The sequence below is a fragment of the Pseudomonas turukhanskensis genome (assembly GCF_027922365.1).
Taxonomy (GTDB): Bacteria; Pseudomonadota; Gammaproteobacteria; order Pseudomonadales; family Pseudomonadaceae; genus Aquipseudomonas; species Aquipseudomonas turukhanskensis.
Map to the genome: position 1 here is coordinate 15993 of NZ_BSFN01000028.1, position 26047 is coordinate 42039.

27 protein-coding genes are annotated in these 26047 nt (G+C 60.2%); 18 read left to right on the top strand and 9 right to left on the bottom strand.

The genetic code is table 11. The features are described 5' to 3' along the window. Positions 1–27: 27 nt before the first annotated feature. Complete coding sequence (gene gluQRS, locus PKE98_RS24855) at positions 28–915, bottom strand: tRNA glutamyl-Q(34) synthetase GluQRS (protein WP_271198137.1); 888 nt, start codon at positions 913–915, stop codon at positions 28–30. A gap of 58 nt (positions 916–973) precedes the next feature. Further along, positions 974–1417 (bottom strand): RNA polymerase-binding protein DksA, encoded by a 444-nt coding sequence (gene dksA, locus PKE98_RS24860; protein WP_271198138.1) that lies wholly within the window; start codon positions 1415–1417, stop codon positions 974–976. 199 nt (positions 1418–1616) lie between these two features. On the opposite strand from dksA, the gene PKE98_RS24865 reads away from it, so the two are divergent. After that, on the top strand, positions 1617–2789 hold the full coding sequence (locus PKE98_RS24865) for a pyridoxal phosphate-dependent aminotransferase (RefSeq protein WP_271198139.1): 1173 nt from the start codon (positions 1617–1619) through the stop codon (positions 2787–2789). Continuing rightward, the gene (gene sfsA, locus PKE98_RS24870) at positions 2789–3496 is read left to right on the top strand and encodes a DNA/RNA nuclease SfsA (protein ID WP_271198140.1); all 708 of its coding nucleotides are present in this window, start codon (positions 2789–2791) and stop codon (positions 3494–3496) included. Before PKE98_RS24865 ends, sfsA begins: the two co-directional genes overlap by 1 nt. A 4-nt stretch (positions 3497–3500) precedes the next feature. Here the strand turns inward: sfsA and PKE98_RS24875 are convergent, their stop codons facing one another. Beyond that, positions 3501–3824, bottom strand: a complete 324-nt coding sequence (locus PKE98_RS24875; RefSeq protein ID WP_271198141.1) for a Rieske (2Fe-2S) protein — start codon at positions 3822–3824, stop codon at positions 3501–3503. A 73-nt stretch (positions 3825–3897) separates the two neighbouring features. After that, the gene (locus PKE98_RS24880) at positions 3898–6123 is read right to left on the bottom strand and encodes a TonB-dependent hemoglobin/transferrin/lactoferrin family receptor (protein WP_271198142.1); all 2226 of its coding nucleotides are present in this window, start codon (positions 6121–6123) and stop codon (positions 3898–3900) included. A gap of 152 nt (positions 6124–6275) precedes the next feature. Between PKE98_RS24880 and PKE98_RS24885 the strand changes: the two genes are divergently transcribed. The 6 genes from PKE98_RS24885 to PKE98_RS24910 all read left to right on the top strand — a co-directional run bounded on the left by PKE98_RS24885 (position 6276) and on the right by PKE98_RS24910 (position 11788). Beyond that, positions 6276–7001 (top strand): energy transducer TonB, encoded by a 726-nt coding sequence (locus PKE98_RS24885; protein ID WP_271198143.1) that lies wholly within the window; start codon positions 6276–6278, stop codon positions 6999–7001. A 20-nt stretch (positions 7002–7021) separates the two neighbouring features. Then, positions 7022–8104, top strand: coding sequence for a hemin-degrading factor (locus PKE98_RS24890; protein WP_271198145.1), 1083 nt, complete (start codon positions 7022–7024; stop codon positions 8102–8104). 101 nt (positions 8105–8205) lie between these two features. After that, positions 8206–9105 (top strand): heme/hemin ABC transporter substrate-binding protein, encoded by a 900-nt coding sequence (locus PKE98_RS24895; protein WP_271198146.1) that lies wholly within the window; start codon positions 8206–8208, stop codon positions 9103–9105. After that, positions 9102–10139, top strand: coding sequence for a FecCD family ABC transporter permease (locus PKE98_RS24900; RefSeq protein ID WP_271198147.1), 1038 nt, complete (start codon positions 9102–9104; stop codon positions 10137–10139). Before PKE98_RS24895 ends, PKE98_RS24900 begins: the two co-directional genes overlap by 4 nt. Next, complete coding sequence (locus PKE98_RS24905) at positions 10139–10906, top strand: heme ABC transporter ATP-binding protein (protein WP_271198148.1); 768 nt, start codon at positions 10139–10141, stop codon at positions 10904–10906. The genes PKE98_RS24900 and PKE98_RS24905 overlap by 1 nt, the downstream gene beginning before the upstream one ends. Positions 10907–10927: 21 nt before the next feature. Then, positions 10928–11788: a ChaN family lipoprotein gene (locus tag PKE98_RS24910; protein ID WP_271198149.1), complete on the top strand. Its 861-nt coding sequence runs from the start codon at positions 10928–10930 to the stop codon at positions 11786–11788. A gap of 312 nt (positions 11789–12100) precedes the next feature. Here the strand turns inward: PKE98_RS24910 and PKE98_RS24915 are convergent, their stop codons facing one another. The 4 genes from PKE98_RS24915 to PKE98_RS24930 form a co-directional block, all read right to left on the bottom strand. Continuing rightward, the gene (locus PKE98_RS24915) at positions 12101–12898 is read right to left on the bottom strand and encodes a Crp/Fnr family transcriptional regulator (RefSeq protein WP_271198150.1); all 798 of its coding nucleotides are present in this window, start codon (positions 12896–12898) and stop codon (positions 12101–12103) included. A gap of 105 nt (positions 12899–13003) precedes the next feature. Continuing rightward, complete coding sequence (locus PKE98_RS24920) at positions 13004–13276, bottom strand: TfoX/Sxy family protein (protein WP_271198151.1); 273 nt, start codon at positions 13274–13276, stop codon at positions 13004–13006. 108 nt (positions 13277–13384) lie between these two features. Then, a complete protein-coding gene (locus PKE98_RS24925; protein ID WP_271198152.1) occupies positions 13385–13735 on the bottom strand; it encodes a pentapeptide repeat-containing protein in 351 nt (116 codons plus the stop codon). An 86-nt stretch (positions 13736–13821) separates the two neighbouring features. Then, the gene (locus PKE98_RS24930) at positions 13822–15384 is read right to left on the bottom strand and encodes a bifunctional aminoglycoside phosphotransferase/ATP-binding protein (protein ID WP_271198153.1); all 1563 of its coding nucleotides are present in this window, start codon (positions 15382–15384) and stop codon (positions 13822–13824) included. A 117-nt stretch (positions 15385–15501) separates the two neighbouring features. On the opposite strand from PKE98_RS24930, the gene mrcB reads away from it, so the two are divergent. From mrcB to PKE98_RS24945, 3 genes are read left to right on the top strand one after another with little or no spacing between them, the layout of a single operon-like run. Continuing rightward, complete coding sequence (mrcB, locus tag PKE98_RS24935; protein ID WP_271198154.1) at positions 15502–17829, top strand: penicillin-binding protein 1B; 2328 nt, start codon at positions 15502–15504, stop codon at positions 17827–17829. A gap of 15 nt (positions 17830–17844) precedes the next feature. Next, positions 17845–18594: a tetratricopeptide repeat protein gene (locus PKE98_RS24940; protein ID WP_271198155.1), complete on the top strand. Its 750-nt coding sequence runs from the start codon at positions 17845–17847 to the stop codon at positions 18592–18594. Beyond that, positions 18594–18926: a YqcC family protein gene (locus PKE98_RS24945; RefSeq protein WP_271198157.1), complete on the top strand. Its 333-nt coding sequence runs from the start codon at positions 18594–18596 to the stop codon at positions 18924–18926. Before PKE98_RS24940 ends, PKE98_RS24945 begins: the two co-directional genes overlap by 1 nt. Before the next feature lie 25 nt (positions 18927–18951). Here PKE98_RS24945 and PKE98_RS24950 read toward each other — a convergent pair whose 3' ends face one another. Continuing rightward, positions 18952–19398 carry a DUF4124 domain-containing protein gene (locus tag PKE98_RS24950; protein ID WP_271198158.1) on the bottom strand — a complete coding sequence of 149 codons (447 nt, stop codon included), beginning with the start codon at positions 19396–19398 and terminating at the stop codon, positions 18952–18954. 408 nt (positions 19399–19806) lie between these two features. On the opposite strand from PKE98_RS24950, the gene PKE98_RS24955 reads away from it, so the two are divergent. The 7 genes from PKE98_RS24955 (at position 19807) to PKE98_RS24985 (ending at position 26002) form a co-directional block, all read left to right on the top strand. Continuing rightward, positions 19807–21531 (top strand): acetolactate synthase 3 large subunit, encoded by a 1725-nt coding sequence (locus PKE98_RS24955; protein ID WP_271198159.1) that lies wholly within the window; start codon positions 19807–19809, stop codon positions 21529–21531. A gap of 2 nt (positions 21532–21533) precedes the next feature. After that, positions 21534–22025 (top strand): acetolactate synthase small subunit, encoded by a 492-nt coding sequence (gene ilvN / locus PKE98_RS24960; RefSeq protein ID WP_108099957.1) that lies wholly within the window; start codon positions 21534–21536, stop codon positions 22023–22025. A 48-nt stretch (positions 22026–22073) separates the two neighbouring features. Beyond that, entirely contained in the window at positions 22074–23090 is a 1017-nt protein-coding gene (ilvC, locus tag PKE98_RS24965) for a ketol-acid reductoisomerase (protein WP_271198161.1), read from the top strand. 150 nt (positions 23091–23240) lie between these two features. Next, a complete protein-coding gene (gene pssA / locus PKE98_RS24970; RefSeq protein ID WP_271198162.1) occupies positions 23241–24056 on the top strand; it encodes a CDP-diacylglycerol--serine O-phosphatidyltransferase in 816 nt (271 codons plus the stop codon). 63 nt (positions 24057–24119) lie between these two features. Further along, the gene (gene msrP, locus PKE98_RS24975; RefSeq protein WP_271198163.1) at positions 24120–25127 is read left to right on the top strand and encodes a protein-methionine-sulfoxide reductase catalytic subunit MsrP; all 1008 of its coding nucleotides are present in this window, start codon (positions 24120–24122) and stop codon (positions 25125–25127) included. Beyond that, a complete protein-coding gene (gene msrQ, locus PKE98_RS24980) occupies positions 25127–25753 on the top strand; it encodes a protein-methionine-sulfoxide reductase heme-binding subunit MsrQ (protein WP_271198164.1) in 627 nt (208 codons plus the stop codon). Before msrP ends, msrQ begins: the two co-directional genes overlap by 1 nt. A 30-nt stretch (positions 25754–25783) precedes the next feature. Beyond that, on the top strand, positions 25784–26002 hold the full coding sequence (locus PKE98_RS24985; RefSeq protein WP_271198165.1) for a hypothetical protein: 219 nt from the start codon (positions 25784–25786) through the stop codon (positions 26000–26002). The last annotated feature ends 45 nt before the right edge of the window (positions 26003–26047 follow it).

Here is a 26047-nt window from a genome sequence, read left to right on the forward strand (position 1 = left end):
CAACGGCTATCGCGGCTGAAGTGTTGATTAACGCAGCTGCGATTCAGCCAACGTCAGCGTCTGCGGAATCCGCGTTGCATCCCAATGCCGAGCCCCCCACGCCAGAATCTCGCTCGGCGTCCCTGCTTCCAACTCGGGCACCACTGTTTGCCCCAGCGCCCGCAAGGCGCGTAACAACAACTGCGCCGCTTCATGTGACTCCAGTGGCGGCGAGCGGTACGACTTGCCTAGCTTGTGCCCATCGGGCTGGATAATCAGCGGCACATGCAGGTAACGCGGTTGCGGCAGGCCGAGCAGCTCTTGCAGGTAGAGCTGGCGCGGCGTGGAGTCGAGCAAGTCAGCACCGCGCACGATATCGGTAATACCTTGCCAGGCGTCATCCAGCACTACCGCCAATTGATAGGCATACAACCCGTCGCGGCGGCGAATCACAAAGTCGCCCACATCACGGCCCAGGTGCTGGCGGTAGTCGCCTTGCACACGGTCGGTAAAGTGGTATTCCAGCTCCGGCACCCGCAGGCGAATGGCGGCGCCTTGCGGGTCATGGCCGGCATTGCGGCATAAACCGGGGTACACGCCCTGGTAGGCTTCGAGCTGTTTGCGCGAACACGTGCAGGCGTACGCCAGGCCTTGCTGAAACAGGCGCTGCACCAGGCTTTCGTAGGCGTTGTGGCGGTCGCTTTGGCGCACCAGTTCGCCGTCCCATTCAAAGCCGTAGCTTTCCAGGGTCTGCAAAATGGCGGTTTGCGCGCCGGGGACTTCACGCGGTGGGTCGATATCTTCCATGCGCAGCAGCCAGGTACCGCCGCAGGCTTTGGCGTCGAGGTAGGAGGCAAGTGCCGCCACCAGAGAACCGAAGTGCAGGTAGCCGCTGGGGGTCGGGGCAAAGCGCCCGATGTAGGCTGGAGAGGTCATACGCGAAGAATAGGCATGGCAGAAATGAAGCGGGGCGCCTAAGCGCCCCGTTCTCAGATCAGGAACCGATCTGCTTTTCTTTGATTTCCGCCAGGGTTTTGCAATCGATGCAAAGGGTGGCGGTAGGGCGGGCTTCGAGACGGCGGATGCCGATTTCTACGCCGCAGGAATCGCACCAGCCGTAGTCGTTGTCTTCGATCAGTTGCAGGGTCTGGTCAATTTTCTTGATCAGCTTGCGTTCACGATCACGGGCGCGCAGTTCCAGGCTGAATTCTTCTTCCTGGCTGGCACGGTCGGCTGGGTCTGGGAAGTTGGCCGCTTCGTCCTGCATGTGATGCACAGTCCGATCGACTTCCTGCATCAGCTCAAGCTTCCACTTGCCAAGGATATTGGTGAAGTGTGCACGCATTGGCTCACTCATGTATTCCTCGCCCTTTGTTTCTTTATAGGGTTCGAAGCTACGGTTGAGTGGGTCGTTCTTTGCTTTTGCTTTGGTGGGCATGGATGACCGCCTCTTGAAAACTCTCTAATCCACTGCGCAGGATTACTGTCCATTGCCGTCATTTATGCCGGCCCTGCGGCTGCAAGCGGGCGAACTTACCAGATCGCCTTCGGGTATGCCACTCCCGGTTGTCATCGTGCTGCTGTTTCGCCAACTGGTTGGGTAGAATCGCCGCCTGAACTTATATAAAGGAAGGCCGATGACTTCGCCCTACAGTGCTCGCAGCCGCGCTATCGAGCCTTTTCACGTGATGGCGCTGCTGGCCCGGGCCAATCAGTTGCAGGCCGACGGCCATGATGTGATTCACCTGGAAATCGGCGAGCCGGACTTTTCCACCGCCGAGCCCGTCATCAAAGCCGGCCAGGCCGCCCTAGCCGAAGGCCACACGCGCTATACCGCTGCCCGTGGCTTGCCGGCCCTGCGTGAGGCGATTTCCAGTTTTTACGCCCAACGTTACCGCTTGAGCATAGACCCCGAACGTATCCTGATTACCCCTGGCGGTTCGGGCGCCTTGCTGCTGGCCACCGCGCTGTTGGTAGACCCCGGCAAACATTGGCTGCTGGCAGACCCCGGCTACCCCTGCAACCGGCACTTCCTACGTTTAGTAGAAGGCGCCGCGCAGCTGGTGCCGGTCGGCCCGGACGTGCGTTACCAGCTCACCCCGGAATTGGTGGACCGCCATTGGGACCGCGATAGCGTCGGCGCGCTGGTGGCTTCGCCGGCCAACCCGACCGGCACGCTGTTGTCGCGTGACGAACTTGGCGGTCTGTCCCGGGCGCTGAAAGCCCATGGCGGTCATTTGGTGGTGGACGAGATCTACCACGGTCTTACTTATGGCTCCGACGCCGCCAGCGTGCTGGAAGTGGACGATGACGCCTTTGTGCTCAACAGTTTTTCCAAATACTTCGGCATGACCGGCTGGCGCCTGGGCTGGCTGGTGGCGCCGCAACCGGCGGTGGGCGAGTTGGAGAAGCTGGCGCAGAACCTGTATATCAGCGCACCGAGCATGGCCCAGCACGCCGCGCTGGCCTGCTTCGAGCCGGCTACGCTGGCCATTCTGGAAGAGCGCCGTGGCGAATTTGGCCTGCGTCGCGATTTCCTGCTTCCGGCCTTGCGCGAGCTGGGGTTCGGTATCGCCGTGGAGCCCGAAGGCGCCTTCTATTTATATGCAGACATCAGCGCCTTTGGTGGCGACGCCTTTGCTTTCTGCCAGCACTTCCTGGAAACCGAGCATGTGGCCTTTACGCCGGGCCTGGATTTCGGTCGTTACCAGGCCGGCCATCATGTGCGCTTTGCCTACACGCAAAGTCTGCCGCGCCTGCAGGAAGCGGTGGAACGCATTGCCCGTGGCCTGAAGACCTGGCGGCCCTGATGCAGTTCGACCCACCGCTTGAGCAAGGCCGCCTGATCCGCCGCTACAAACGCTTTCTCGCCGATATCGAGTCCTGTAGCGGCGAACTGCTGACCATCCACTGCCCCAACACCGGCTCCATGTTCAATTGCATGGTGGAGGGCGGGGCGGTGTGGTTCAGCCGCTCCAACGACCCCAAGCGCAAGCTGCCCGGCACCTGGGAACTGGCCGAAACGCCGCAAGGGCGCTGGGCCTGCGTAAATACCGCGCGGGCCAATCCGTTGGTGGAAGAAGCCTTGCGCGAAGGGGTGATCAGCGAGCTGGCCGGCTTCACCACGCTCAAGCGCGAAGTGCCCTACGGCGAAGAAAACAGCCGCATCGATTTTCGCCTGGAATATCCCGGCGGTCCGGCCTATGTCGAAGTGAAGAGCGTCACCCTGGGCTTTGACGGCACGAAAGTGGCGGCCTTTCCCGACGCCAAGACCCAGCGCGGCGCCAAGCACCTGCGCGAGCTGGCCAGCCTGGCACGTCAGGGCATTCGCGCGGTACAGCTTTACTGCGTAAACCTGTCCGGTATCGAGGCGGTTCGCCCGGCGGAGGAAATCGACGCGGCCTATGCGGCGGCGCTACGTGAGGCCACATTGGCGGGTGTGGAAGTGCTGGCTTACGGCGCGGTGCTGACGCCCACTGAGATCCGTCTGACCCAGCGTCTGGCTGTGCAGCTGTAAGGGCTTAGCGGGGCAAGGTGATCCAGATGCCGGTGGCATCTTCGTGGCAGGACAGGGCGCTGAGGGAATCGCCCTCACACGGCCCGGTCACGCATTCGCCGGACTCGATCAGAAACAACGCCCCATGCCGGGCGCACTGAATCAGGGTTTTGCTGCTATCGAGAAATTCGTCCGCCTGCCATTCCAGCGGCACGCCCTTGTGCGGGCAGCGGTTGAGGTACGCGTGCACCTGGCCGTTTTTACGCACGGCCAATAGATTTATCCCGCCCAATAAAAAGCCCCGGCTTTGACCTTCGGCCAAAGAGTCCGGGGCGCAGAGAAACTGCATAGTCGCCTCCAGGTGAGCGGGGATTATCCCGCGCACCCGGGGTGGGCGATAGTCAGATTTCCCAGGTCAGGCTTTAGATTTCCCAGATGAAGTTGACGGCTGCGTGGCGGCCAGGCTGGGAGTAGCGGTCCAGGCTGACGCTCTGCGAGGACAGGCCTTGCACGTCGCCCCACTGCCAGTATTGTTTGTCGCCCAGGTTGTACAGGCCTGCGTTAACCGAGAACTCGTCGGTAACTTGCCACCAGCCGTTCAGGTCCAGCAGGCCGTAACCGGCGGTCTCGTACTGGTCGGTCGTGGTGCTTTTATCAACACGGTCCTTGGCCGCCACCAGGGTCCAGTTCAGCGCGCCGCCAAACTTGCCGCTTGGCTCGGCATAACCCAGACCAAACACACCTTTGAGTGGGTCAACGCTGTTGATTGGCTCGCCAGTGCCCTCATCATTGCCACGGGCATAGGCCACGGAACCGATTGCTTTCCAACCGCTTGGCAGCAAGCCCAACTGGTCGAGAAACAGCTCACCCTTGGCTTCGGCGCCGCGGATGGTGACGCGGTCTTTGTTGACGTATTGGAAGTCCGAGGCGAATCCACTGCCTGTTGGCGAGGCGAAGGCGTCCTGCTCAATGAAGTCCTTGTAGCGGTTGTAGAACACGGCCGCGCCAAAGCTGCCGACACTGTACTTGCCGCGCAGGCCCACTTCGTAGCTGTCGCTGGTTTCCGCTTTCAGGCTGGTGTTGGCCAGGGTGCGGTAGCCGAAAATCGGGTTCTCGAACTCCCCGAACATTTCTACCGCTTGTGGCGCGCGGAAGCCGGCGGCGTATTGGCCGTAGACGCTGTGCTGTTCGTTCAGTTGGTAAGTCACGCCCAGTTTTGGCGAGACATGCTCGTCTTTGGTGTCGTCCGGGTTGGCGTCGGACGCGCCGCCGTTCATGTACTCCTCGGTTACGTGCGGCTTCATCTCGAAGCGGTCGTAGCGCAGGCCCGGCAGAATGGTCCAGCGGCCGATGGTCATTTCGTTCTGGGCAAACAGCGCATATTCCTTGGTGGTCGGGTCCGGGAAGTCGCTGATCGGGAACGCGTCACCGCCCGGTGCCACAGGCACCACGGCACCGGTGGCGCGAACGATTTCGCCGCCGCGACGCAGGTCGCTGTTTTCCAGGCGCTTGACGTCGAAGCCGTAGATCAACTGATGGTTGACCGGGCCGGTGGCGAAGGCTTTGTCGAACTTGGCGTTGAGCACCCAGAGTTTTTCTTCGTAGCTGGAATCGCGGTAGCGATCACGGAAGGCGTTAGCCACAAAGCGTTCTTGCTCGGTGCGTTGACGGGTCTCGCTGTCCTGGTAGTCCAGGTGCCAGTCGACCTTGTCCACCAGCAGGCTGTTGAGCTCGAAGGTGTGTTGCAGGCTGTAGCGCTCGCGATCGGTGCTGTCGATGGCGCTCGATTTGCGCACGCTGCCGGTGTTGGCGTAGTCACTGAGCAGTGTGGTGTCGGCGTCGACGGCGTAGCGCTCGTAGGTCAGTTGCAGGCGGTCGTTACCGTAGTAGTTCCAACCGCCTTTGACCAACAGGTTTTCAGCGTTGTAGTCCTGCGGGTTGGCTGCCCCGCGCTGAGCGCCAATGCCGCCCCGGCCGCTAAAGGTATCTACAGCCTGGCCGTCGCGACGACCGATATGCACCACGCCATCGACACTGCCAGCGCGGCCGGCCAGGGTGGCGCTGCGCATCCAACTGTCGTCGGAACCGTCGTAGCCGGTTTTCAAACGGGCATAGGCGTCGTCACCTTCTTCCAGGTAGTCGGCGGCATCTTTGGTCAGGAAGCTGACCGCACCACCGATAGCATCGCTGCCGTACAGCGACGAGGCTGGGCCGCGAATGATTTCTACCTGCTTCATGGTGTCCGGGTCGATGTAGTCGCGACGGGCCTCCATAAAGGGGCCGAAAGCGAAGGCATCGGGAACAGCCACGCCATCTACCTGGGTGAGTACGCGGTTGCCACCCAGACCGCGGATGGTAAAGCCCGACAGGCCGAAGCGGCTGCCCGTCCCGCTCACCGAAACGCCCGGCTCGTAACGCACCACATCCTTGATGTCTTTGACGTTGTTCTGATCGAAATCGCGTTCGGTCTGAACCGAAACAGTGGCCGGAACTTCGTCGAGCTTCTGCTCGGTACGGGTCGCGGTGACGGTAACTGTGTCGAATTGTGTGGCTTTCTTCTGGACGTCATCGGCGGCGAATGCCAGCGACGGCGAGAGCAACAGGAGGACCAGCCAAGGCTTGTGGGCGAAGGGCGGACGAAGGGACATGGATCTACTCCTAGATCGTTGACGGCGGGCGGCTACTTTGGCCACCGGTTTGATATCGGGGCGGAACGTTAGCGATCTTGACATGCAAATGCAAAAAATTATCAAATGGTTTCGTATTTGGTGGATGTTGGCATTCGATGCGGCGTTTTTCGATGTATTTCCTGGTTTCGCTCGCGCTGCATGCGATGGCGAGCTTCTTCCTGCGCGAGTCCGTCGTAGAGGCCGGGCGCGCGCAGAATTTGGCCAAGGAACCCGCTGCGATGCTGATTCAACTGCCGCCGGCCGCCGAGCCGGCGACCGTGGCGATGGTGCAGCCGGTTGCCGTTGAGCCGGCAAAACAGCAGGAGGCGCCCGTCGTAATTCCCGAGCCGCCGGTGGTCAAGCCGCTGATCGTTGAGCGCAAGGTCCATCCGCGGCCGGTGGCAAAGGCCACGCCGCCTAAAGAGGCACCCCGCAAACCGCAGCCGCCGAAAGCGGCACTGCCCAAAGCGGTTGAGCCGCAAGCGGCTCCCGGCCCTGAACTGGCAAAGGTGGAGTTACCCAGCGCGGCAACCTCTGCCGGTCCGGTAACACCGCAGCCGGTCAGGGAAGTGTTCAGCAGCAAACCGAGTTACCTGCAGCCACCCCGGCAGCCGCATTACCCGAATCTGGCCAAGCGCCGTAATCAGCAGGGCGTGGTGTTGGTGGAGGTGCGTTTGGATGAGCGCGGCCAGCAGCGCGCATTGCAAATCGTGCGTTCGTCCGGGGTTGAAAGCCTGGATGAAGCCGCACTGGAGGCGGTGGCCGACTGGCATTTCCGCCCCGAGACCCTAGATGGACGAGCCGTACCGAGCCGCGTGCAAATACCTATTGAGTTCGCCCTGACGGCGAGCCGTTGATTGTGATCGAGGAGTTGTCCATGACTAGCCATCTTCAGGCTGAAAACCCTAACGCCGGCGTTGCCAGCGATCTGTACCTGGCCTGGCAGGCCCTGCGCGGCGAACAGCCGAAAATGCGTGCGCGCGACGCGGCAGCCCACCTGGCTGTGAGCGAAGGCGAGCTGGTTGCCAGCCGCCTGGGCGTCGACACCGTGCGCCTGAACCCCGAGTGGGCCACCTTGCTGCCAGCCCTTGGCGAGTTGGGCTACATCATGGCCCTGACCCGCAACGAGGACTGCGTTCACGAGCGCAAGGGCTACTACCGCGACGTCACCGTCATGGCCAACGGGCAGATGGGGCTGGTGGTTTCCCCCGACATCGACCTGCGTCTGTTCCTCGGTGGCTGGGCCAGTGTGTTCGCCATCGCCGAAGAAACTGCCAAGGGCACCCAGCGCAGCATCCAGGTGTTCGACTACCAGGGCGTGGCCGTGCACAAAGTCTTCCTCACCGAAGACAGCAACGAAGCCGCCTGGGCCCCGCTAGTTGAACGTTTTCGCGCGCAAGAGCAGACATCCCGGCTGGAATTGAAGCCCCTGCCAGCGCCTGTCGTGGCCAAGCCGGACAGTGAAATCGATGTCGAGTCGCTGCGCTCTGCCTGGTCGACCCTCAAAGACACCCACCACTTCTTCGCCTTGCTGAAGAAGCACGAGACCACCCGCACCCAGGCCCTGCGCCTGGCCGGTAGCGAGTGGGCCGAGCCGCTGGCACCCAGCGAACTGCCGAAACTGATGGAAGCCGCCGGCGCTACCGCAGTGCCGTTGATGGTTTTTGTGGGCAACCGCCACTGCATCCAGATCCACAGCGGCACCGTGAAAAACCTGCGCTGGATGGACACCTGGTTCAACGTGCTGGACCCCGAGTTCAACCTGCACCTCAAGAGCCATTCGGTCACTGAGCTGTGGCGCGTACGCAAGCCAAGCAGCGACGGTGTGATTACCAGCTTCGAAGCCTTTGATGCCAACGGTGAACTGATCGTGCAACTGTTTGGCGCGCGCAAACCGGGCGTCCCGGAGTTGACCGAGTGGCGTGCACTGGCCGAGGCTGCTCCCGTTCTGGAAGCGTGATCCCCGGTAGTTAGCTACATCGCAACCAGCCAGAGCCTTATATGTAGGTACTGGCTGGTTTTTTACTGTTTACGTTTTTCCAAGAATTTATGGAGCCTTTCATGCGTGTGACTGCCCGTATTGCCAGCTTGTGCTGCGCTGTTCTTCTGAGCCAAGCGGCGACTGCCGCCGACGCCTTGCCACAGCGCTGGGTAAGTGCCGGCGGTTCGATCACTGAGTGGGTGGTCGCGCTGGGAGGTGAAAGCAAACTGGTGGGCGTGGATACCACCAGCTTGCACCCGATTGAATTGAAAAAATTGCCGAGCATTGGCTACCAACGTCAATTGGCCGCTGAAGGCATCTTGAGCCTGAAGCCGGATTTGCTGCTGGGCAGTGAAGAGATGGGCCCGCCGCCGGTGCTGGCGCAGGTCAAGGGCGCTGGTGTGAGCGTCGAGGCGTTGCCGACCAAGTCGGACCTGGCGACCCTGGAACACAATCTCGGTCGTATTGGTGCGTTGCTGGGCGACGAACCGCGCGCTGCCAAAGCGCTGGCCGACTACAAGGCGCGCCTGCAAACCCAGGCCAAGTGGGTGAGCACTGCGCAGGCGGACAAACCGGCACCGACCGTCTTGCTGCTGCTTTCCCATTCCGGCAGCAGCCCGATGGCGGCAGGCCAGGACACCATCGGTGCCTGGCTGATCGCGCAGGCCGGTGGCCGTAGCATCACCACCCATACCAGCTACAAGGCATTGTCTACCGAGGCGCTGCTGGCGCTGGACCCGCAAGTGATCATTTTCGCCGACCGCAGTATTGCCGGTCCCGAAGCCAAAGCGGCGCTGCTCAAACAAAACCCGGCGTTGGCCGCCACCCGTGCCGCAAAAAATGATCGCCTGCTGGCGCTGGACCCAACCCTGCTGGTGGGCGGCCTCGGCCCGCGCATTCCGGATGCGCTGGCGGTGCTGGGTGCAGCCTTCTATCCTGCCGCGACTCCTTTGACTGCCGTCGCTAAGCCGCAACCATGAATCCAGTTGTTCTTCCGCGCTCACTATTTATTGCACTGGGCCTGTTGCTGGCGCTCGCGCTGCTGTTTTCGCTGGCGCTCGGGCCGGTCAGTTTGCCGTGGCTCGATACCCTGAAAGCCACCCTGCGCGTGTTCGGCGCGCCGCTGGGCGGTGCCGAGCTGGACCAGGCTGAGTTGATCATCGGTCAGATCCGCATGCCACGTACCTTGCTCGGGCTGGCGGTCGGTGCTGTGCTGGCGCTGTCGGGTGTGGCCATGCAGGGCCTGTTTCGCAATCCCTTGGCCGACCCTGGCCTGGTCGGGGTTTCCAGCGGTGCAGCGCTGGGTGCGGCCATGGCCATTGTCGGTGGCGCCTGGCTTGGCGGGCTGCCCGATGCCATTGCGCCGTATCTGTTGTCGGCCTGCGCCTTCGCCGGCGGGCTGGTGGTGACGGCGTTGGTCTACCGCCTGGGCAGCCGCAATGGTCAGACCAGCGTGTCGACCATGCTGCTGGCCGGTATCGCCCTGACGGCTTTGGCCGGTGCGGTGATTGGCTTGTTCACCTACCTTGCCGACGACGCCACGCTGCGCACACTCACCTTCTGGAACCTGGGCAGCCTGAACGGCGCCAGCTATTCGCGGCTGTGGCCGTTGCTGGTGGTCACCCTGGCCGTTGGTCTGTGGTTGCCCAAGCGCGCAAAAGCGTTGAATGCCTTGCTGTTGGGTGAGTCCGAAGCGCGGCACCTGGGCTTTGAGGTGGAACGCGTGAAACGCGAGCTGGTGTTTTGCACCGCGCTGGGTGTGGGCGCTGCCGTAGCGGCTGCGGGCATGATCGGGTTTATCGGCCTGGTGGTGCCCCATCTGGTGCGCTTGCTGGTCGGGCCGGACCATCGCGTACTGCTTCCGGCCTCGGCGCTCGCCGGGGCGGCCCTGCTGTTGTTTGCCGATGTGCTGGCACGCATGGTGCTGGCGCCGGCCGAGTTGCCGATTGGCATTGTCACGGCGCTGATCGGTGCGCCGTTCTTTCTTTATCTGTTGCTGCGAGGGCGCGCCTGATGCTTTGTGCAGAAAATCTGGCCGTTCAGCGTGGCAGCAAATTGGTGCTGAGCGGCATCAACCTGACTCTGCAGCCCGGTGAAGTGCTGGGTGTGTTGGGCCCCAATGGCGCCGGTAAAAGTACGTTGCTTGATGCGTTGAGCGGCGAACTGAAGCCCAGCGAGGGCCAGGTGACGCTCGAGGGCAAACCTTTATCCGCGTGGGTGGGGCCCGAGCGTGCCCAGCGCCTGGCCATCCTGCCGCAAACCTCGACGCTGAACTTTGCCTTCCGCGTGGAAGACGTGGTTGGCATGGGCCGTTTGCCCCATGCCACCGGCCGCGTGCGCGATCAGGCAATCATCGCCGAAGCGCTGGCGGCGGCAGACGCCGCGCACCTGGCGGGGCGCAACTACCTGGAGCTGTCCGGCGGCGAACGCCAGCGCGTACATCTGGCGCGGGTGCTGGCGCAGTTGTGGCCCGGCGCGCGGGGGCAGACGCTGCTGCTTGACGAGCCCACGTCCATGCTCGACCCGCTGCACCAACACACCACCTTGCAGGCGACGCGCACTATCGCCGCCAGTGGCGTGGCGGTACTGGTGATACTTCATGACCTGAACCTGGCGGCGCGTTACTGCGACCGCCTGTTGCTGCTGCAAGGCGGTCGCCCCCATGCGCTCGGCACGCCCTATGAGGTTCTGCAGGCCGAGCCGCTGCAGGCGGTGTTCGATCTGGAGGTGCTGGTGCAGCACCACCCCGAGCGCGGCCATCCGTTGATCATTGCCCGTTAACGACTTTTCAAGGATTCGGTCATGCGTTTTGTTTTGCTGTGTTGTGTCTTTTTAGCCGGCTGCCAAGCCCCGCCGCCCTTGCCAACCTGGCAAGCCCCGAATGGCCGGGAGCACGCCGACCTTGGTGTGATTCGCGACTTGCGCACGGGCGAGCAACTGACTCCCGAGCAACTGGTCGACCGCTTGGCGCCGGCGCCGCGCGTGCTGGTGGGCGAGCAGCATGACAACCCGGATCACCATTCCCTGGAGTTGTGGCTGTTGCAGGCCCTGGAGCACAAGCGCGCGCAGGGCAGTGTGTTGATGGAAATGCTGAACCCGGACCAGCAAGCCAAGGTGGATCAGGCGCGTGGCCAGAGCCTTGTCGATTTGCCGGCAGCGCTGGCATGGCAGAAGAATTGGGAATGGTCGATGTATGGCCCCATCGTTCGCCACGCCTTGGCTCAGCCCTATCCGCTGCTGGCTGCCAACCTGGATCGCAGCGAAATCATGAACATCTACAAGACGCGCCCGGTACTGGAGGGCTCGGCTTCCACGGCGAAGCGCGTGCAGGCGCCGCTGCTGGACGATATTCGCGATTCCCATTGCGGCCTGCTGCCAGAGGAGCAGTTGCCGTCGATGCTGGCGGTACAGCAGCAGCGTGATCGGCGCATGGCGCAGCGTCTGTTGGCCGCCCCGCAACCGGCGCTGTTGTTTGCCGGTGCATTCCATGTGCGCCGCGATTTGGGCGTGCCGCTGCACCTGGCCGATCTGGGGGCGGGGCAGGGGAGTATCAGTGTCGTGTTGGCGGAAGTGGGTAAAGCAGTGCCGGCTGAGACGGCCGACTACGTGTGGTTCACACCTGCATTACCGGAGAAGGATCATTGCGCGCAGCTGCGTAAGTAGTTGCGCTCGCTGTTTCACGAAACCCGCTTCGGCGGGTTTTTTGTTGCCTGCGGCAGCCACTTTTTCGCAGGCAAAAAAAGACCCGGCAAAGAGCCGGGTCAAAAACCGTGATTAGCCTGATGAGGAGATAATCTGAAAAGTCCGACTGAAGGTCTCTCAGAATATCGACTGATCTCGCGACCAGTTGCGATAATAATAACAATTCTCATTTCTAAGTCAACACCCCATCTTCATCTTTTTTCCCGGGGGCGAAAGAGCCTGCTCCAGAAACGCAAAACCCGGCGCGAGGCCGGGTTTTACAAGGCCTGCATCTTATTCAGCTGGCGGCAGACGCAGCTGAGTGACTTCCTTGTTCAGCAGGTCGATGCGGCGCGCCATGCTCTCGATAAGGCTGTGGGCGATGCGCGGATTGCTTTGTGTCAGGCTCAGGAACTGCTCTTTGGGAATCACCATTACCGTGCACGGCTCACTGGCCAGAACGGTGGCACTGCGTTTCTCGCGGGTGAAAACAGCCATGGCGCCGAAGATTTCATCTTTCTGCACATCGCCTACTTTGTGCCCGTCGACATAAGCCTCGGCATGCCCTTCGATGATGATGAAGACGTGGTCGGCTTCGTCGCCCTGGTGAATCAGCTCCTCGCCGGCAGCGAAGTGCTGGAAACCGGTGGCGGGGCGAATCTCCGGCTGTTTCAGACGCGCAAGCGCATCGGACAGCAGCGCGGTATGGCCAATGAGGTACTGAACGAACAGCTCCAGGCGCACTTCGCTGGCGTAGATGTGTTTGAACACTTCAGTGCGCGTGTACGGCACCAGGCTCAGCGGCTCTTCGCTGGTGTAGCGGCAGGTGGGGAATTCAATGCCCTGGCGCAGGCCGAACAGGTCGCCTTCCTGCAGGTAGAACAGCGGACGCTCATCGACCAGCGAATGCAGCAAGCCGTTTTCGATGATGAACAGCTGATTGCCCGGCAGTTCCTGCGCGAGGTCGTCGGTACGCTCCAGGCGCACGGTGGCACCCGAAGGCGCAAGCCCTTCCAGCAGTTGCGTGGGGATGCCTTGCAGTCGGTTGATCAGCTGGTCGGCGTAAGCCGGTTGCTCCCCGAGTAGGTACATACAGTAATTCCTTGAACTGGCTGGGCTTACGAGAACGCACGAACGTCCCTGAAACAATAGTGCGCGCCCGCCCCGGCGTAAATCATCGAGCGTAGAGGATGTGAGCTAGCTCTTGTTGTTGGGCTGCATAGCGTCGAGTTGGCCATTCAACTCTGCTTTATGGGCAGGAGGCAACTCATTCCAATGCACATCCAGCAATGCCCCTTCGATTGCGTAGAGTAAAACCTTGGAGGCTCTGAAACCACGGGCCTGCACGGCGCGATATGCGCCCACTGCGCCCAGGCGTCGCAAGTCAGTTGCGCTATGGATGCCGACGGCATGCAGCCATTGCGATGAGGTTTTACCGAGGTTTTTCAGGTGTTGCAGTTCGTCGTTCATCGCGCCTCCTTGGCTGCCGTGCGTAACCCGCTGCGGTCGGTGCGGCGGGGCCTTGCCAGAAAGTGTAGCGGTCGGGGAATAAAACGTGGCGGTTTGACATCTCTGGTGTCACTTGCCTTGTGGCCGATAGCGCATGCGCGTGCCGTAGGTGAGTGACATCACGATTTCATCAGCACTCAACTCGATCGGAAAATAGGCGCCGGATATCTGCGCGTGGGCAATGCTGGCGCCGTCCATGCGGGTGGTGCGCAAGTCGACGCCGCGCAGATCGGCGCCGCGAAAATAGCCATTGGTGAAGTTGATCCCTTCGGCTTCCAGCAGCCGCAGGTCCAGGCCGCGGAAGTCGCCGTCGGTGAAGTCGATATCGCCGCCCTGGGCCTTTTGTGCATTGAAGCCCTCGATGTCTTCGTTATGCAGCAGGGCGTATAGGGGGGAATCCAGTTGACGCGGCTTGTTCATGGTGCTTATCCGATGAGGGGTTCATCGGCAGTATAGAAGCCGTGCCCAGCTCTGCCTGTCGGCGGAGCTGGGAAACACCGGTGGGCTTAGAGGCCCGGCAGACGCTGGCGAATGCGCTCGATCAGCGAGTCGAGGCTGGCGCTCTCGTGGGTGTCCACGCGCTTGGTGTGTGCCAGTTCCTCGGCATCCAGTGGCTCACGGCTGGCTTGCTGCGCGCGGACCACGTCCAGGGTGGCATCGGAAGGGTCCTGAGCGGCGGCCTGGCGTTGCGCCAGCCAACTGGCGATAACGGTTTCCGGGGCCTGACAGTCCAGAATCAGAAAGGGTGCGCCGGTTTCCAGGGCAACGTCCCATGCAGCTTCACGCTGGGTACGTTTGAGGTAGGTCGCGTCGATTACCACTGGGAAGCCTGCGCGCAGTGCCGCGTCGGCCAACTGGTGCAGGCGCTGGTAGGTGGCGACGCTGGCGTCTGCGCTGTAAATGCCGGCCGTCAATTGGCCCTTATCGGCAGCATTCTGTTCGCCGAACAGGCGTTTGCGCTCGACGTCCGAGCGCAGGCGTATGGCGCCGAGGGCTTCGACCAAACGCATGGCTACGTGGCTTTTGCCCACTGCAGACACGCCGTGGGTAATGGCCAGCAAGCGCGACGGAATGGCGCTGTAGCTTTCAGCCAGTGCGGCATAGCTGCGGTATTGGCGCAGAATCACCGCGCGTTGCACGGCGCTTTCTTCCTGACCGAGGCGGAACAGGCCGACCTTGCCGCGCACCATTGCCCGATAGGCTTTGTAGAAATTGAGGATCTGCAGCGCGTCGTAATCGCCGGTTTGCTCAAGCCATGCGCTGACAAAACGGCGTGACAGCGGTTTCAGTCCACGGTCCTCAAGGTCCATGGCCAGGAACGCGGCATCGGCGGTCACGTCGGTGAAACGGAAGGGTTCGTTGAACTCGATGCAGTCAAACAGCACCACTTTGTTGTCCAGCAAGGTGGCGTTGCCCAGGTGGATATCCCCGTGGCACTCGCGAATAAAGCCTTCGGCTTTGCGTCGCTCGAACAGCGGTTGCAGCCGCTCGAAGCTGGCTTCGGCCCAGTCCTGCAGGGCATCGAGCTGCGCCAGGTCCGCCTTGTCGGAAAGCATCGGGCGGATCTGTTCGAAGTTCTGGGTGACCGGCGCCATGATTGCCGCCGCGCTGCCCAGTGGGTGCTCTTGCGGCACGCGTGGTGCGTTGAGGTGGAATTGCGCGATCTGGCTGGCAAGGGCGTCGATGTGGTCGGTGGTCAACTCGCCACGGCTTTGCACTTCGCCCAGCAACTGGCTTTGTGGGAACTGGCGCATTTTCAGCACGTATTCAATCGCCGGGCCGTCGCCATTGAGCTGCGGTGACTCGGCGCTGCCGGTAATGGGCAGTACGTCCAGGTACAGGCCTTCGGTAAGGCGCTGGTTCAGGCGCAGTTCTTCTTTGCAGAAGTGCTGACGGTCGCTGAGGTTGGTGAAGTCCAGAAAACCGAAGTTCACCGGTTTCTTGATTTTGTAGGCGAAGGGACCGGTCAACACCACCCAGGAGATGTGCGTTTCAATGACCTGGAAACCTTCTACCGGATGGGGGTAAAGGGCCGGGTTCTGCAAAGCAGCGATCAGGGTTTGGCTCACGGTCTTTCCTTGAATAACGGGCTGAATTCAGGCGGCCATTATGGCCGCTGTGAGCGAGTGTGCAAACCGCTGGGAGGCGTCTGTCTGGCCCTGGCAAAGTGCGTATAATGCGCCGCCATGACACGTACCCGATCTTCTCGCCCCTCTCGTTCGCGCCCTAAATCCCGTTCCGGTGGCATGCGCCCCTGGTTGGGTTGGCTACTCAAACTCAGCATTGTCGGCGTTGTGGTTGTGGCCGGTTTTGCCGTGTACCTCGACGCCGTGGTGCAGGAGAAATTCTCCGGCAAGCGCTGGACCATACCCGCCAAGGTGTATGCCCGGCCGTTGGAGTTGTTCGTGGGCCAGAAACTGGCCAAGGCCGACTTCCTGACCGAACTCGATGCCCTGGGCTATCGGCGTGAGACTACCGTGACCGGTCCCGGCGCGGCCGTGGTGGCGGGCAACAATATCGACCTCAATACCCGCGGCTTTCAGTTTTATGAAGGCGCTGAACCTGCCCAGCGTATTCGGGTGAAATTCTCCGGTGACTATGTGGCAGGGCTTACTCAGGCCAGCGGCCAGGACCTGGCGGTGGCGCGACTTGAGCCGCTGTTGATTGGTGGGCTGTACCCAGCACATAACGAAGACCGCATCCTGATCAAACTCGACCAGGTGCCGCCGTATCTGGTGGAAACCTTGGTGGCGGTCGAAGACCGTGAGTTTTTCCATCACTTCGGTGTGTCGCCCAAGTCCATCGCCCGCGCGTTCTGGGTTAACGCCAGCGCCGGCCAGATGCGTCAGGGTGGCAGTACGCTGACTCAGCAGTTGGTGAAGAACTTCTTTCTGACCAGCGAGCGCAGCCTTACCCGCAAAGCCACTGAAGCCATGATGGCGGTGCTGCTGGAGCTGCATTACAGCAAACAGGAAATTCTCGAGGCATACCTCAATGAGGTGTTCCTGGGGCAGGACGGTCAACGGGCGGTGCACGGTTTCGGTCTGGCCAGTCAGTACTTTTTCAGCCAGCCACTGGCGGAACTGAAGCTGCACCAGGTGGCGCTGCTGGTCGGTATGGTCAAAGGCCCGACCTTCTACAATCCGCGTCGCAATCCGGACCGCGCGCTTGAACGCCGTAATCTGGTCATCGACCTGCTGGCCGCACAGAACGTGGTGACGGCGGAACAAGCGGAAGCTGCGAAGAAAATGCCGCTGGGCGTGACCAAACGCGGCAGCATGGCTGACAGTTCCTACCCGGCTTTCCTCGATCTGGTTAAGCGTCAGCTGCGTCAGGACTACCGCGACGAAGACTTGACCGAAGAAGGTCTGCGCATTTTCACCAGCTTCGATCCGATTCTGCAGCAGAAAGCGGAAAACGCCCTGCACAGCACGTTGAAGGGCTTCAAAGGCCGCAAAGGCGCCGATGAAGTAGAAGCGGCGATGGTAGTGACCAATCCGGAAAGCGGTGAGATCCAGGCCATGCTCGGCAGCCGGCAACCGCGCTTTGCTGGCTTTAACCGGGCGCTGGATGCGGTGCGCCCGATCGGCTCGTTGGTAAAACCTGCGGTTTACCTCACGGCACTGGAGCGCCCGAGTCAGTACACCCTGACCAGTTGGCTGGAAGATGAGCCGTTCTCGGTCAAGGGCAAGGACGGCCAGGTGTGGACGCCGCAGAACTACGACCGCAAAGCCCATGGCACCATCTACCTGTATCAGGGGCTGGCGCACTCCTACAACCTGTCGACCGCCAAACTGGGGTTGGAATTGGGCGTGCCCAACGTGTTGAAAACCCTTGAGCGTCTGGGGGTGTCGCGCGAGTGGCCGGCGTTCCCATCCATGCTGCTGGGTGCCGGCGCCCTGGCGCCGATTGAAGTGGCAGGCATGTACCAAACCATCGCCAACGGCGGCTTCAATACCCCGCTGCGCGGTATTCGTAGTGTCTTGACAGCCGAAGGGGAACCTCTCAAGCGTTATCCGTTCCAGATTCAGCAGCGTTTCGACCCAGGCGCCATCTACCTGGTGCAGAACGCCATGCAACGCGTGATGCGCGAAGGCACCGGGCGCTCGGTTTACAGCCAGTTGCCGTCTTCGCTAAACCTGGCCGGCAAGACCGGGACCAGTAACGACTCGCGCGACAGTTGGTTTGCAGGCTTCAGCCAGGACTTGCTGGCTGTGGTGTGGATGGGTCGCGATGACAACGGCGGCACGCCGTTTACCGGTGCTACCGGTGCATTGCAGGTGTGGACCGGCTTTATGAAGCAGGCCGATCCGTTGCCGTTGAACATGCCGCTGCCCGATAACGTGGTGCAAGTATGGGTAGACGCCAACAACGGCCAGGGCTCCGATGCCAACTGCCCGAACGCGGTACAGATGCCGTATATTCGCGGCAGCGAGCCGCCAGCCGGTACCGCCTGTGGTGGGCAAACGCCTGCGACCGAAGTGATGGACTGGGTGCGCGGTTGGATGAATTAAGTGATGAGGTGCTCAGTGAACAAGTGGTTGATTTGTGCAGTTGTGGCCACCAGCGTGCTGTCCGGTTGCGCCAGTGTTCAACGCGGTTCCATTCCAGTGGTCGACTCCGGCGCGCCGCTGTCCAATGACCGCCCGCCGGCCAATGGCCGGGCCACGACTGGCGGTTATGCCCAGGCGCCGGCACAGGCGCAAACCCAGGCCGTACCGCAGGACTCCGGTGTAGTGGTAATGGTGCCAGGGCAGGGCAAGGTGGCAGCGCCTATTCAGACCTATCCTGCAGGCGGTTCGATAAGCAGTGCGCCCATTTCCACAGGCGGTATCACGCCGGGGCCGATCACTACCGGACCGATTACGCCGGGGGCCGGTGCAAGCTACAGCGTGCCAGCGCCGGTAGCGCCTAGCGGTATTCCTTCAACTGGCGGTCTGGCTGCTGATGAGCAGTTGGATGGACCGGTTCTGGCCCTGTTGACCACGGCACAACAGCAGCAAAGCAACGGAGACCTCAATGGTGCATCGTCCAGCCTTGAGCGTGCGCAACGTATCGCCCCAAGTGAGCCGCAAGTGCTGTATCGCCTGGCTCAGGTACGTCTGGCCCAGGGTGACGCCGCGCAGGCTGAGCAGGTGGCTCAGCGTGGGCTGACCTACGCCAGCGGTCGTCCGACGCTGCAAGCGAGCTTGTGGGGCCTGATTGCCCAGGCTCGTGAGAAACAGGGCAATGCATCCGGCGCCGCTCAGGCCCGTCAGAAGGCTCAGGTAAACCTCTGATGGATCGTCGTTTGCCCGAGCTGGCAGATCACTTGCTGCTGATCGAGCGCGAATTGCGTGCGCAAGGTTGGTGGTCGGCCACGCCACCATCGGCCGAGGCGCTGGCCAGCGTCGAGCCGTTCTGTGTGGACAGCCTGTCGTTTGAAGAGTGGTTGCAGTGGATTTTTGTGCCGCGCATGAAAGTCATCATCGAGAGCGGGCAACCATTGCCGTCGGTGTCGGGTATCCGGCCGATGGCAGAAATGGTCTACAGCGCCAACCTCGGCAAGGCGTTCGGGCTGCTGGTGTTGCTGGGGGAGTTTGATGCTTTGATCGGTAAGGCAACGTCATAGCTGAAGTTGCCTTACCCGGCAGGGATCAGTCGGCGCAGGTGTCGGCGATTGATTTCTGGTCTTCAGCGATTTTGGCCTGACGTTCGTCTTCGGTGAAACGACGCTTTTCGCCGTCCACTTCAATCATCAATCGTGGATTGTTCTGCAGCTGCGCAAGGTGAGTGCGCACGGCCTCACAGTACTTTGCTCGCTCCACCTCTTTTTGCGCGACTTCCTGCTTCACCTTCTCATCAATGGCTTTTTGTGCCGGATCGTCGGCTGCTGTGCCGGGTAGTGGCAGCGGCGCCGGTGCAGGTGTCGCAGGCTTGGGCTGAGCGACGCCGGTGTTGACCTGAGTGGCGTCCTGGCCCTGCGGCGGCTGATTGCCAAAGTGGGTGTTGCCCTGCGCATCGACCCATTTGTAAACCTGGCTAGCCGATGCCGTGGCGCTCAAGGCAAGCAGCAGGCTGCCGGTGATGATCATGCGTCGCATGAGGTGTCCTTCTGATTAACGGCGGAACATGGTGCTAACTATAACCAAAACCGGCCACTCGTCACCCTGTACCGTGTCACAGCTCTAATTCGAAGAAAGCACAACGGATGACTTGACTTGGCTGCGCTGAATCCGAACAATTCGACGTTCGCTGTAGTGGAGTCGGCCGCAAGCAGGCTTTAGCTCAGCAGACATGAGGCGCATACCCGTGCCGACCTGTTACACCCGCAACGCGTTACCTCGCGCTGGGTGGGAAAACCCCGAAACACTCAGGGGCCTTCCCAATACTTGCTCAAGTAGTAGCTGGCGTAGTCGGCGACCACCGTCGCTCATGCTCTGCTTGGCGGTAAACCTATTCGGACCCGTTCGTTTGTGAGCGGTTCTCTAAGCGTTTTAGAGGTGAATAACGTGGAGCTTTTATCTGGCGCTGAAATGGTCGTCCGCTTTTTGCGTGACGAAGGCGTTAAGCATATCTACGGGTACCCAGGCGGTGCCCTCCTGCATATTTACGATGCCCTGTTCAAAGAACCGGAGGTGAGCCACATCCTTGTTCGCCACGAGCAGGCTGCGACCCATATGGCTGACGGCTATGCCCGTGCCACCGGTAAAGCCGGTGTGGTACTGGTAACTTCCGGCCCGGGCGCGACCAACGCCATCACCGGTATCGCTACTGCCTACATGGACTCCATTCCGATGGTGATCCTGTCCGGCCAGGTACCGAGCAACATGGTTGGCACCGATGCGTTCCAGGAAACCGACATGATCGGTATCTCCCGCCCAATCGTGAAGCACAGCTTCATGATCAAGCACGCCTCGGAAATACCGGAGGTCATGAAGAAGGCTTTCTACATCGCTCAATCCGGCCGTCCAGGCCCGGTTGTGGTCGATATCCCGAAAGACATGACCAACCCGGCCGAGAAATTCGAATACGTCTACCCGAAAAAAGCCAAGCTGCGCTCTTACAGCCCAGCCGTTCGTGGGCACTCCGGGCAGATCCGCAAAGCCGCCGAAATGCTGCTGGCCGCCAAACGCCCGGTTCTGTACTCCGGTGGTGGCGTGATCATGGGCAATGCCTCCGAGCCGCTCACTGAGCTGGCGAAAATGCTCAATCTGCCAGTGACCAACACGCTGATGGGCCTGGGTGGTTTCCCCGGTACCGATCGCCAGTTCGTCGGTATGCTGGGTATGCACGGCAGCTACACCGCCAACCTGGCGATGCACCATGCCGACGTTATTCTTGCTGTCGGTGCGCGTTTCGATGACCGTGTTATCAACGGTGCTCCGAAGTTCTGCCCGAACGCCAAGATCATCCATATCGACATCGACCCGGCTTCGATCTCCAAAACCATCAAGGCCGACGTGCCTATCGTGGGGCCTGTGGATAGCGTGCTGACCGAGATGGTCGCCATCCTGAAAGAAATTGGCGAGACCCCGAATAAAGAGGCGGTCGCCAGCTGGTGGAAACAGGTGGATGAATGGCGTGCCAATGGTGCGTTGTTCCCCTACGAAAAGGGCGACGGCAGCATCATCAAGCCGCAAACCGTGATCGAAACCCTAAGCGAAGTCACCAATGGCGATGCCTTTGTGACTTCGGATGTGGGCCAGCATCAAATGTTCGCTGCGCAGTACTACCGCTTCAACAAGCCGAACCGTTGGATCAACTCCGGCGGTCTGGGCACCATGGGCTTCGGTTTTCCTGCGGCTATGGGCGTCAAACTGAGCTTCCCGGATGACGATGTTGCGTGCGTGACCGGTGAAGGCAGTATCCAGATGAACATTCAGGAACTGTCGACCTGCCTGCAGTACGGTTTGCCGGTGAAGATCGTCAACCTGAACAATGGCGTGTTGGGCATGGTTCGCCAGTGGCAGGACATGAGCTACAGCGGCCGCCATTCGCACTCCTACATGGAGTCGTTGCCAGACTTCGTGAAGTTGGTCGAAGCCTATGGTCACGTGGGTATGAAAATCACCGATCTGAAAGACCTGAAGCCGAAGATGGCTGAAGCGTTTGCCATGAAAGATCGCCTGGTGTTCCTCGATATCCAGGTTGATACCAGCGAGCACGTTTACCCGATGCAGATCAGAGATGGCTCCATGCGTGACATGTGGCTGAGCAAGACGGAGCGGACATAATCATGCGACATATCATCTCTCTGCTTCTGGAAAACGAACCGGGTGCGCTGTCCCGCGTAGTGGGGCTGTTCTCCCAGCGTAACTACAACATCGAAAGCCTGACCGTGGCGCCAACCGAAGACCCGACTCTGTCGCGTCTGACCTTGACCACCGTTGGTCACGATGAGGTGATCGAACAGATCACCAAAAACCTCAACAAGCTGATCGAAGTGGTCAAGCTGGTAAATCTTTCGGAAAGCGCCCATATCGAGCGAGAGCTCATGTTGGTAAAAGTCAAAGCGACCGGCGCCCAGCGTGCCGAGATCAAGCGCACCACCGATATCTTTCGTGGCCAGATCGTGGATGTGACCAGCAGCGTCTACACCATCCAGCTCGCGGGAACCAGCGACAAGCTGGACAGTTTTATCCAGGCCGTAGGCACTAGTTCGATTCTGGAAACTGTCCGCAGTGGCGTCACTGGCATCGCCCGTGGCGACAAAGTGCTTAGCATCTAACTCATTTAGCGCGAGACCCCAGCGGGTCTCAGAAATCAGGGGAAATTCATGAAAGTTTTTTACGATAAAGATTGCGACCTTTCGATCATCCAGGGCAAAAAAGTAGCCATCATCGGTTACGGCTCCCAAGGCCACGCTCAAGCGTGCAACCTGAAAGACTCCGGCGTTGACGTGACCGTTGGCCTGCGCAAAGGCTCCGCCACTGTTGCCAAAGCTGAAGCCCACGGCCTGAAAGTGGCTGACGTGGCATCTGCTGTTGCCGCTGCTGACCTGGTGATGATCCTCACCCCGGACGAGTTCCAAGGCCAGCTCTACAAGAACGAAATCGAGCCGAACATCAAGAAGGGCGCCACCCTGGCCTTCTCCCACGGGTTCGCGATTCACTACAACCAGGTTGTGCCGCGCGCTGACCTCGACGTGATCATGATCGCGCCGAAAGCGCCGGGCCACACCGTGCGTACCGAATTCGTAAAAGGCGGCGGTATTCCGGACCTGATCGCTGTTTATCAGGACGCTTCGGGTAACGCTAAAAATGTTGCGCTTTCCTACGCTTCGGGCGTTGGCGGTGGCCGTACCGGTATCATCGAAACCACCTTCAAAGATGAAACCGAAACCGACCTGTTCGGCGAACAAGCCGTTCTGTGTGGCGGTACCGTTGAGCTGGTTAAAGCTGGCTTCGAAACGTTGGTTGAAGCGGGCTACGCGCCGGAAATGGCTTACTTTGAGTGCCTGCACGAACTGAAGCTGATCGTTGACCTCATGTACGAAGGCGGTATCGCCAACATGAACTACTCGATCTCCAACAACGCCGAATACGGCGAGTACGTAACTGGCCCTGAGGTTATCAACGCTGAATCCCGTCAGGCCATGCGCAACGCTCTGAAGCGCATCCAGGACGGTGAGTACGCCAAGATGTTCATCAGCGAAGGCGCCACCAACTACCCATCCATGACCGCCAAGCGTCGTAATAACGCTGCCCACGGCATCGAGATCATTGGTGAGCAACTGCGCTCCATGATGCCTTGGATCGCGGCCAACAAGATCGTCGACAAAGCCAAGAACTAAGGCTGTCGATATCTGGAAAGAACGCGGCTACGGCCGCGTTTTTTCGTTCTAGGCTAAGGCTTCTGGTATAAAGCGTCAGGACCACGGCTGGCTGAACCCTGAGTCAGCCGATTGGTCGAAAACTTTCCAAACCGTTGCAAGGTGTTGTTCATGAGCGAACGTCCCGAGGAGCCGGCTAGCGGCCCCGATGCAGAAAGCCTGCTGCCAATTGATGAGCATGTTGAAGAAGGTCACGACGCCGAGGGACGTAAAGTCCGGCATCGTGGCATATACCTTCTCCCCAACCTGTTCACTACCGCCAACCTGTTTGCCGGTTTCTACGCCATCATCAATGCCATCAACGGCAACTTCTATGTCGCGGCCGCTACGGTGTTCGTCGCCATGGTGCTCGATAGCCTGGATGGTCGTGTTGCTCGCTTGACCAACACGCAGAGTGCCTTCGGCGCCGAGTACGACTCGCTGTCTGACATGGTGGCTTTCGGCGTGGCGCCGGCGATCCTTGCGTTCGAGTGGGCGCTGGGGAGTATGGGTAAGGTCGGCTGGATGGTTGCCTTCATCTATGTGGCGGGCGCTGCGCTGCGGTTGGCGCGCTTCAACACTCAGATTGGCACTGTCGATAAGCGCTACTTTATCGGCCTGGCCAGCCCGGCGGCGGCAGGCGTGGTTGCCGGCACTGTATGGGCCTTCAGCGACTTCGGTATTCAAGGTTCGAAGATGTCGTTCGTCGTTGCCTTGATGGTGGCGGCTGCGGGGATGTTGATGGTCAGCAACATCAAGTACTACAGCTTCAAGGATCTGGACCTGAAGGGGCGTGTGCCATTCGTGGCGATTCTTGCTGTGGTGTTGGTGTTCGCTGTGGTGTTCAGCGATCCGCCACGTATTTTGCTGTTGATCTTCCTCGCCTATGCTGCGTCCGGGCCAGTGCAATATCTGCTGCGCCTGCGTCGTCGTAAAACTGCTGAGTGATGTAATTTACCCCAGGCTCTGCGGTCTATTGGCGCATCAGTCACTGATAGCCGCGGAGTTCTTATGCTGATCAAAATCCCTCCTGCTTCCGCGTCGCGTGAATCCGACGTCACCCCCGAATCGATTTATCTCTCTCGCCGATCGTTCTTCGCTGCCGCAGGTGGTGTGGCTGCTGCTCTAGCCTTGCCGCGTGTTTCGTCGGCTGATGTTTCGCCTTATGCCGATGTTGAGCCAGCCCAGGCTCCGGCCTGGTTTGCAGACAAGCTTAAATCCGCCCGTTGGCAGGCGGTTACGGCGGGCAACGAAAGCATCACGCCTTACAAAGACGCGACCCATTACAACAACTTCTATGAATTCGGCCCTGACAAGGGAGATCCGGCCCGTCTGGCTGGCTCGTTCAAAGCAGAGCCGTGGACGGTCATGGTGGATGGCGAGGTGGGTAAGCCGGGGCGTTATGCCATTGAAGACCTTTTCAAGGAGCAGCAGCTTGAGGAGCGGATTTATCGTTTGCGCTGTGTAGAGGCCTGGTCAATGGTCATTCCCTGGTTGGGTTTTTCGCTTGGTGATGTGCTCAAGCGTTTTGAGCCAACGGCGAACGCCAGATATGTACGCTTTGAAACGTTGGTAGACCATGAGCAGATGAAAGGGCAGAGCTCGAGTTTCTCCTTGATTGATTGGCCATATATAGAGGGGCTGCGGATGGATGAGGCTATGCACCCGCTGACGATTCTCGCTGTGGGTATGTACGGGCGTGTGCTACCAGGGCAAAACGGCGCGCCGTTGCGTTTGGTGGTGCCGTGGAAGTATGGGTTCAAGAGCATCAAGTCGATCGTACGCATCACGCTGACGGCCGAGCAGCCAAAAAACACGTGGCAGGAGCTGGCGCCAGATGAGTATGGGTTTTACGCGAACGTCAATCCTGCAGTGGATCACCCGCGCTGGACACAGGCTCACGAGCGTCGGTTACCGAGTAGCTTGTTCAGTCCCAACGTAATGCCTACGCGTTTGTTCAATGGCTACGACGAGGTTGCCACGCTTTATAGCGACCTGGATCTGCGGACGAACTATTGATGCGCTATCGGCTTTGGCGGTTTTCTGTTTTCTGTGCGGGGCCCGTGCTTCCCGTGTTCTGGCTCTACCAGGCTTGGTCGTTCGCGCTGGGGCCTGATCCGGGCAAGGTTCTGGTCGACCGAATGGGGCTGGCAGCTTTGGCAGTGCTCCTGCTTACGCTGGCGATGACGCCGTTTCATCGGTTGAGCGGCTGGGGCGGTTGGCTGGCTATTCGCCGACAGTTGGGGCTCTGGTGTTTTACTTATGCGGTGCTGCACATATCGGCATATGCCGTGTTCGTGCTGGGTATGGATGCAGCCCAGTTTCTGATCGATCTGCGTAAGCGGCCCTATGTATTTGTCGGTGCCTTGGCGTTTGTCGGTTTGCTTGCTCTGGCTGTTACCTCTAATCGCTGGAGCATTCGCCGACTGGGTCGGCGCTGGAAACTGCTGCATCGTCTGGTCTATGGCGTATTGGCGTTGGTGCTGATGCACATGCTGTGGGTTGTCCGGGCGGACATAGAGGAATGGCTAATTTATGCGGCTGTGGCCTCGTTTCTTATGATGCTGCGTATTCCCGTAGTAATGGTGCATCTAAGCTGCATGATTCGTGGTCTTCGGGATAAATCGCAAAACTTGTCGCAATAAAGCCTTGACGGCATTTCATGGGTGCTTATAATGCGCACCACTTCCGGCGCGGAAGGCTCCGAAAACTTCAAGTTAATCAATGAGTTAGCTGAAAATAAGGGGTTGCAAAGCAGAGCGATCTGCGTAGAATGCGCCGGGCTGACAAGGTTGAGTTTTGGTCTTGTTGGTCAGTCGGTTAAGTTGATCGAAAGCGGTGTAAAGAGGGTGTTGACAGCGGTTTTAAACGCTGTAGAATTCGCCTCCCGCTGATGAGAGACTGAAGTTGATCTGAAGCGCAAGCGGTTGAGTTTGAAA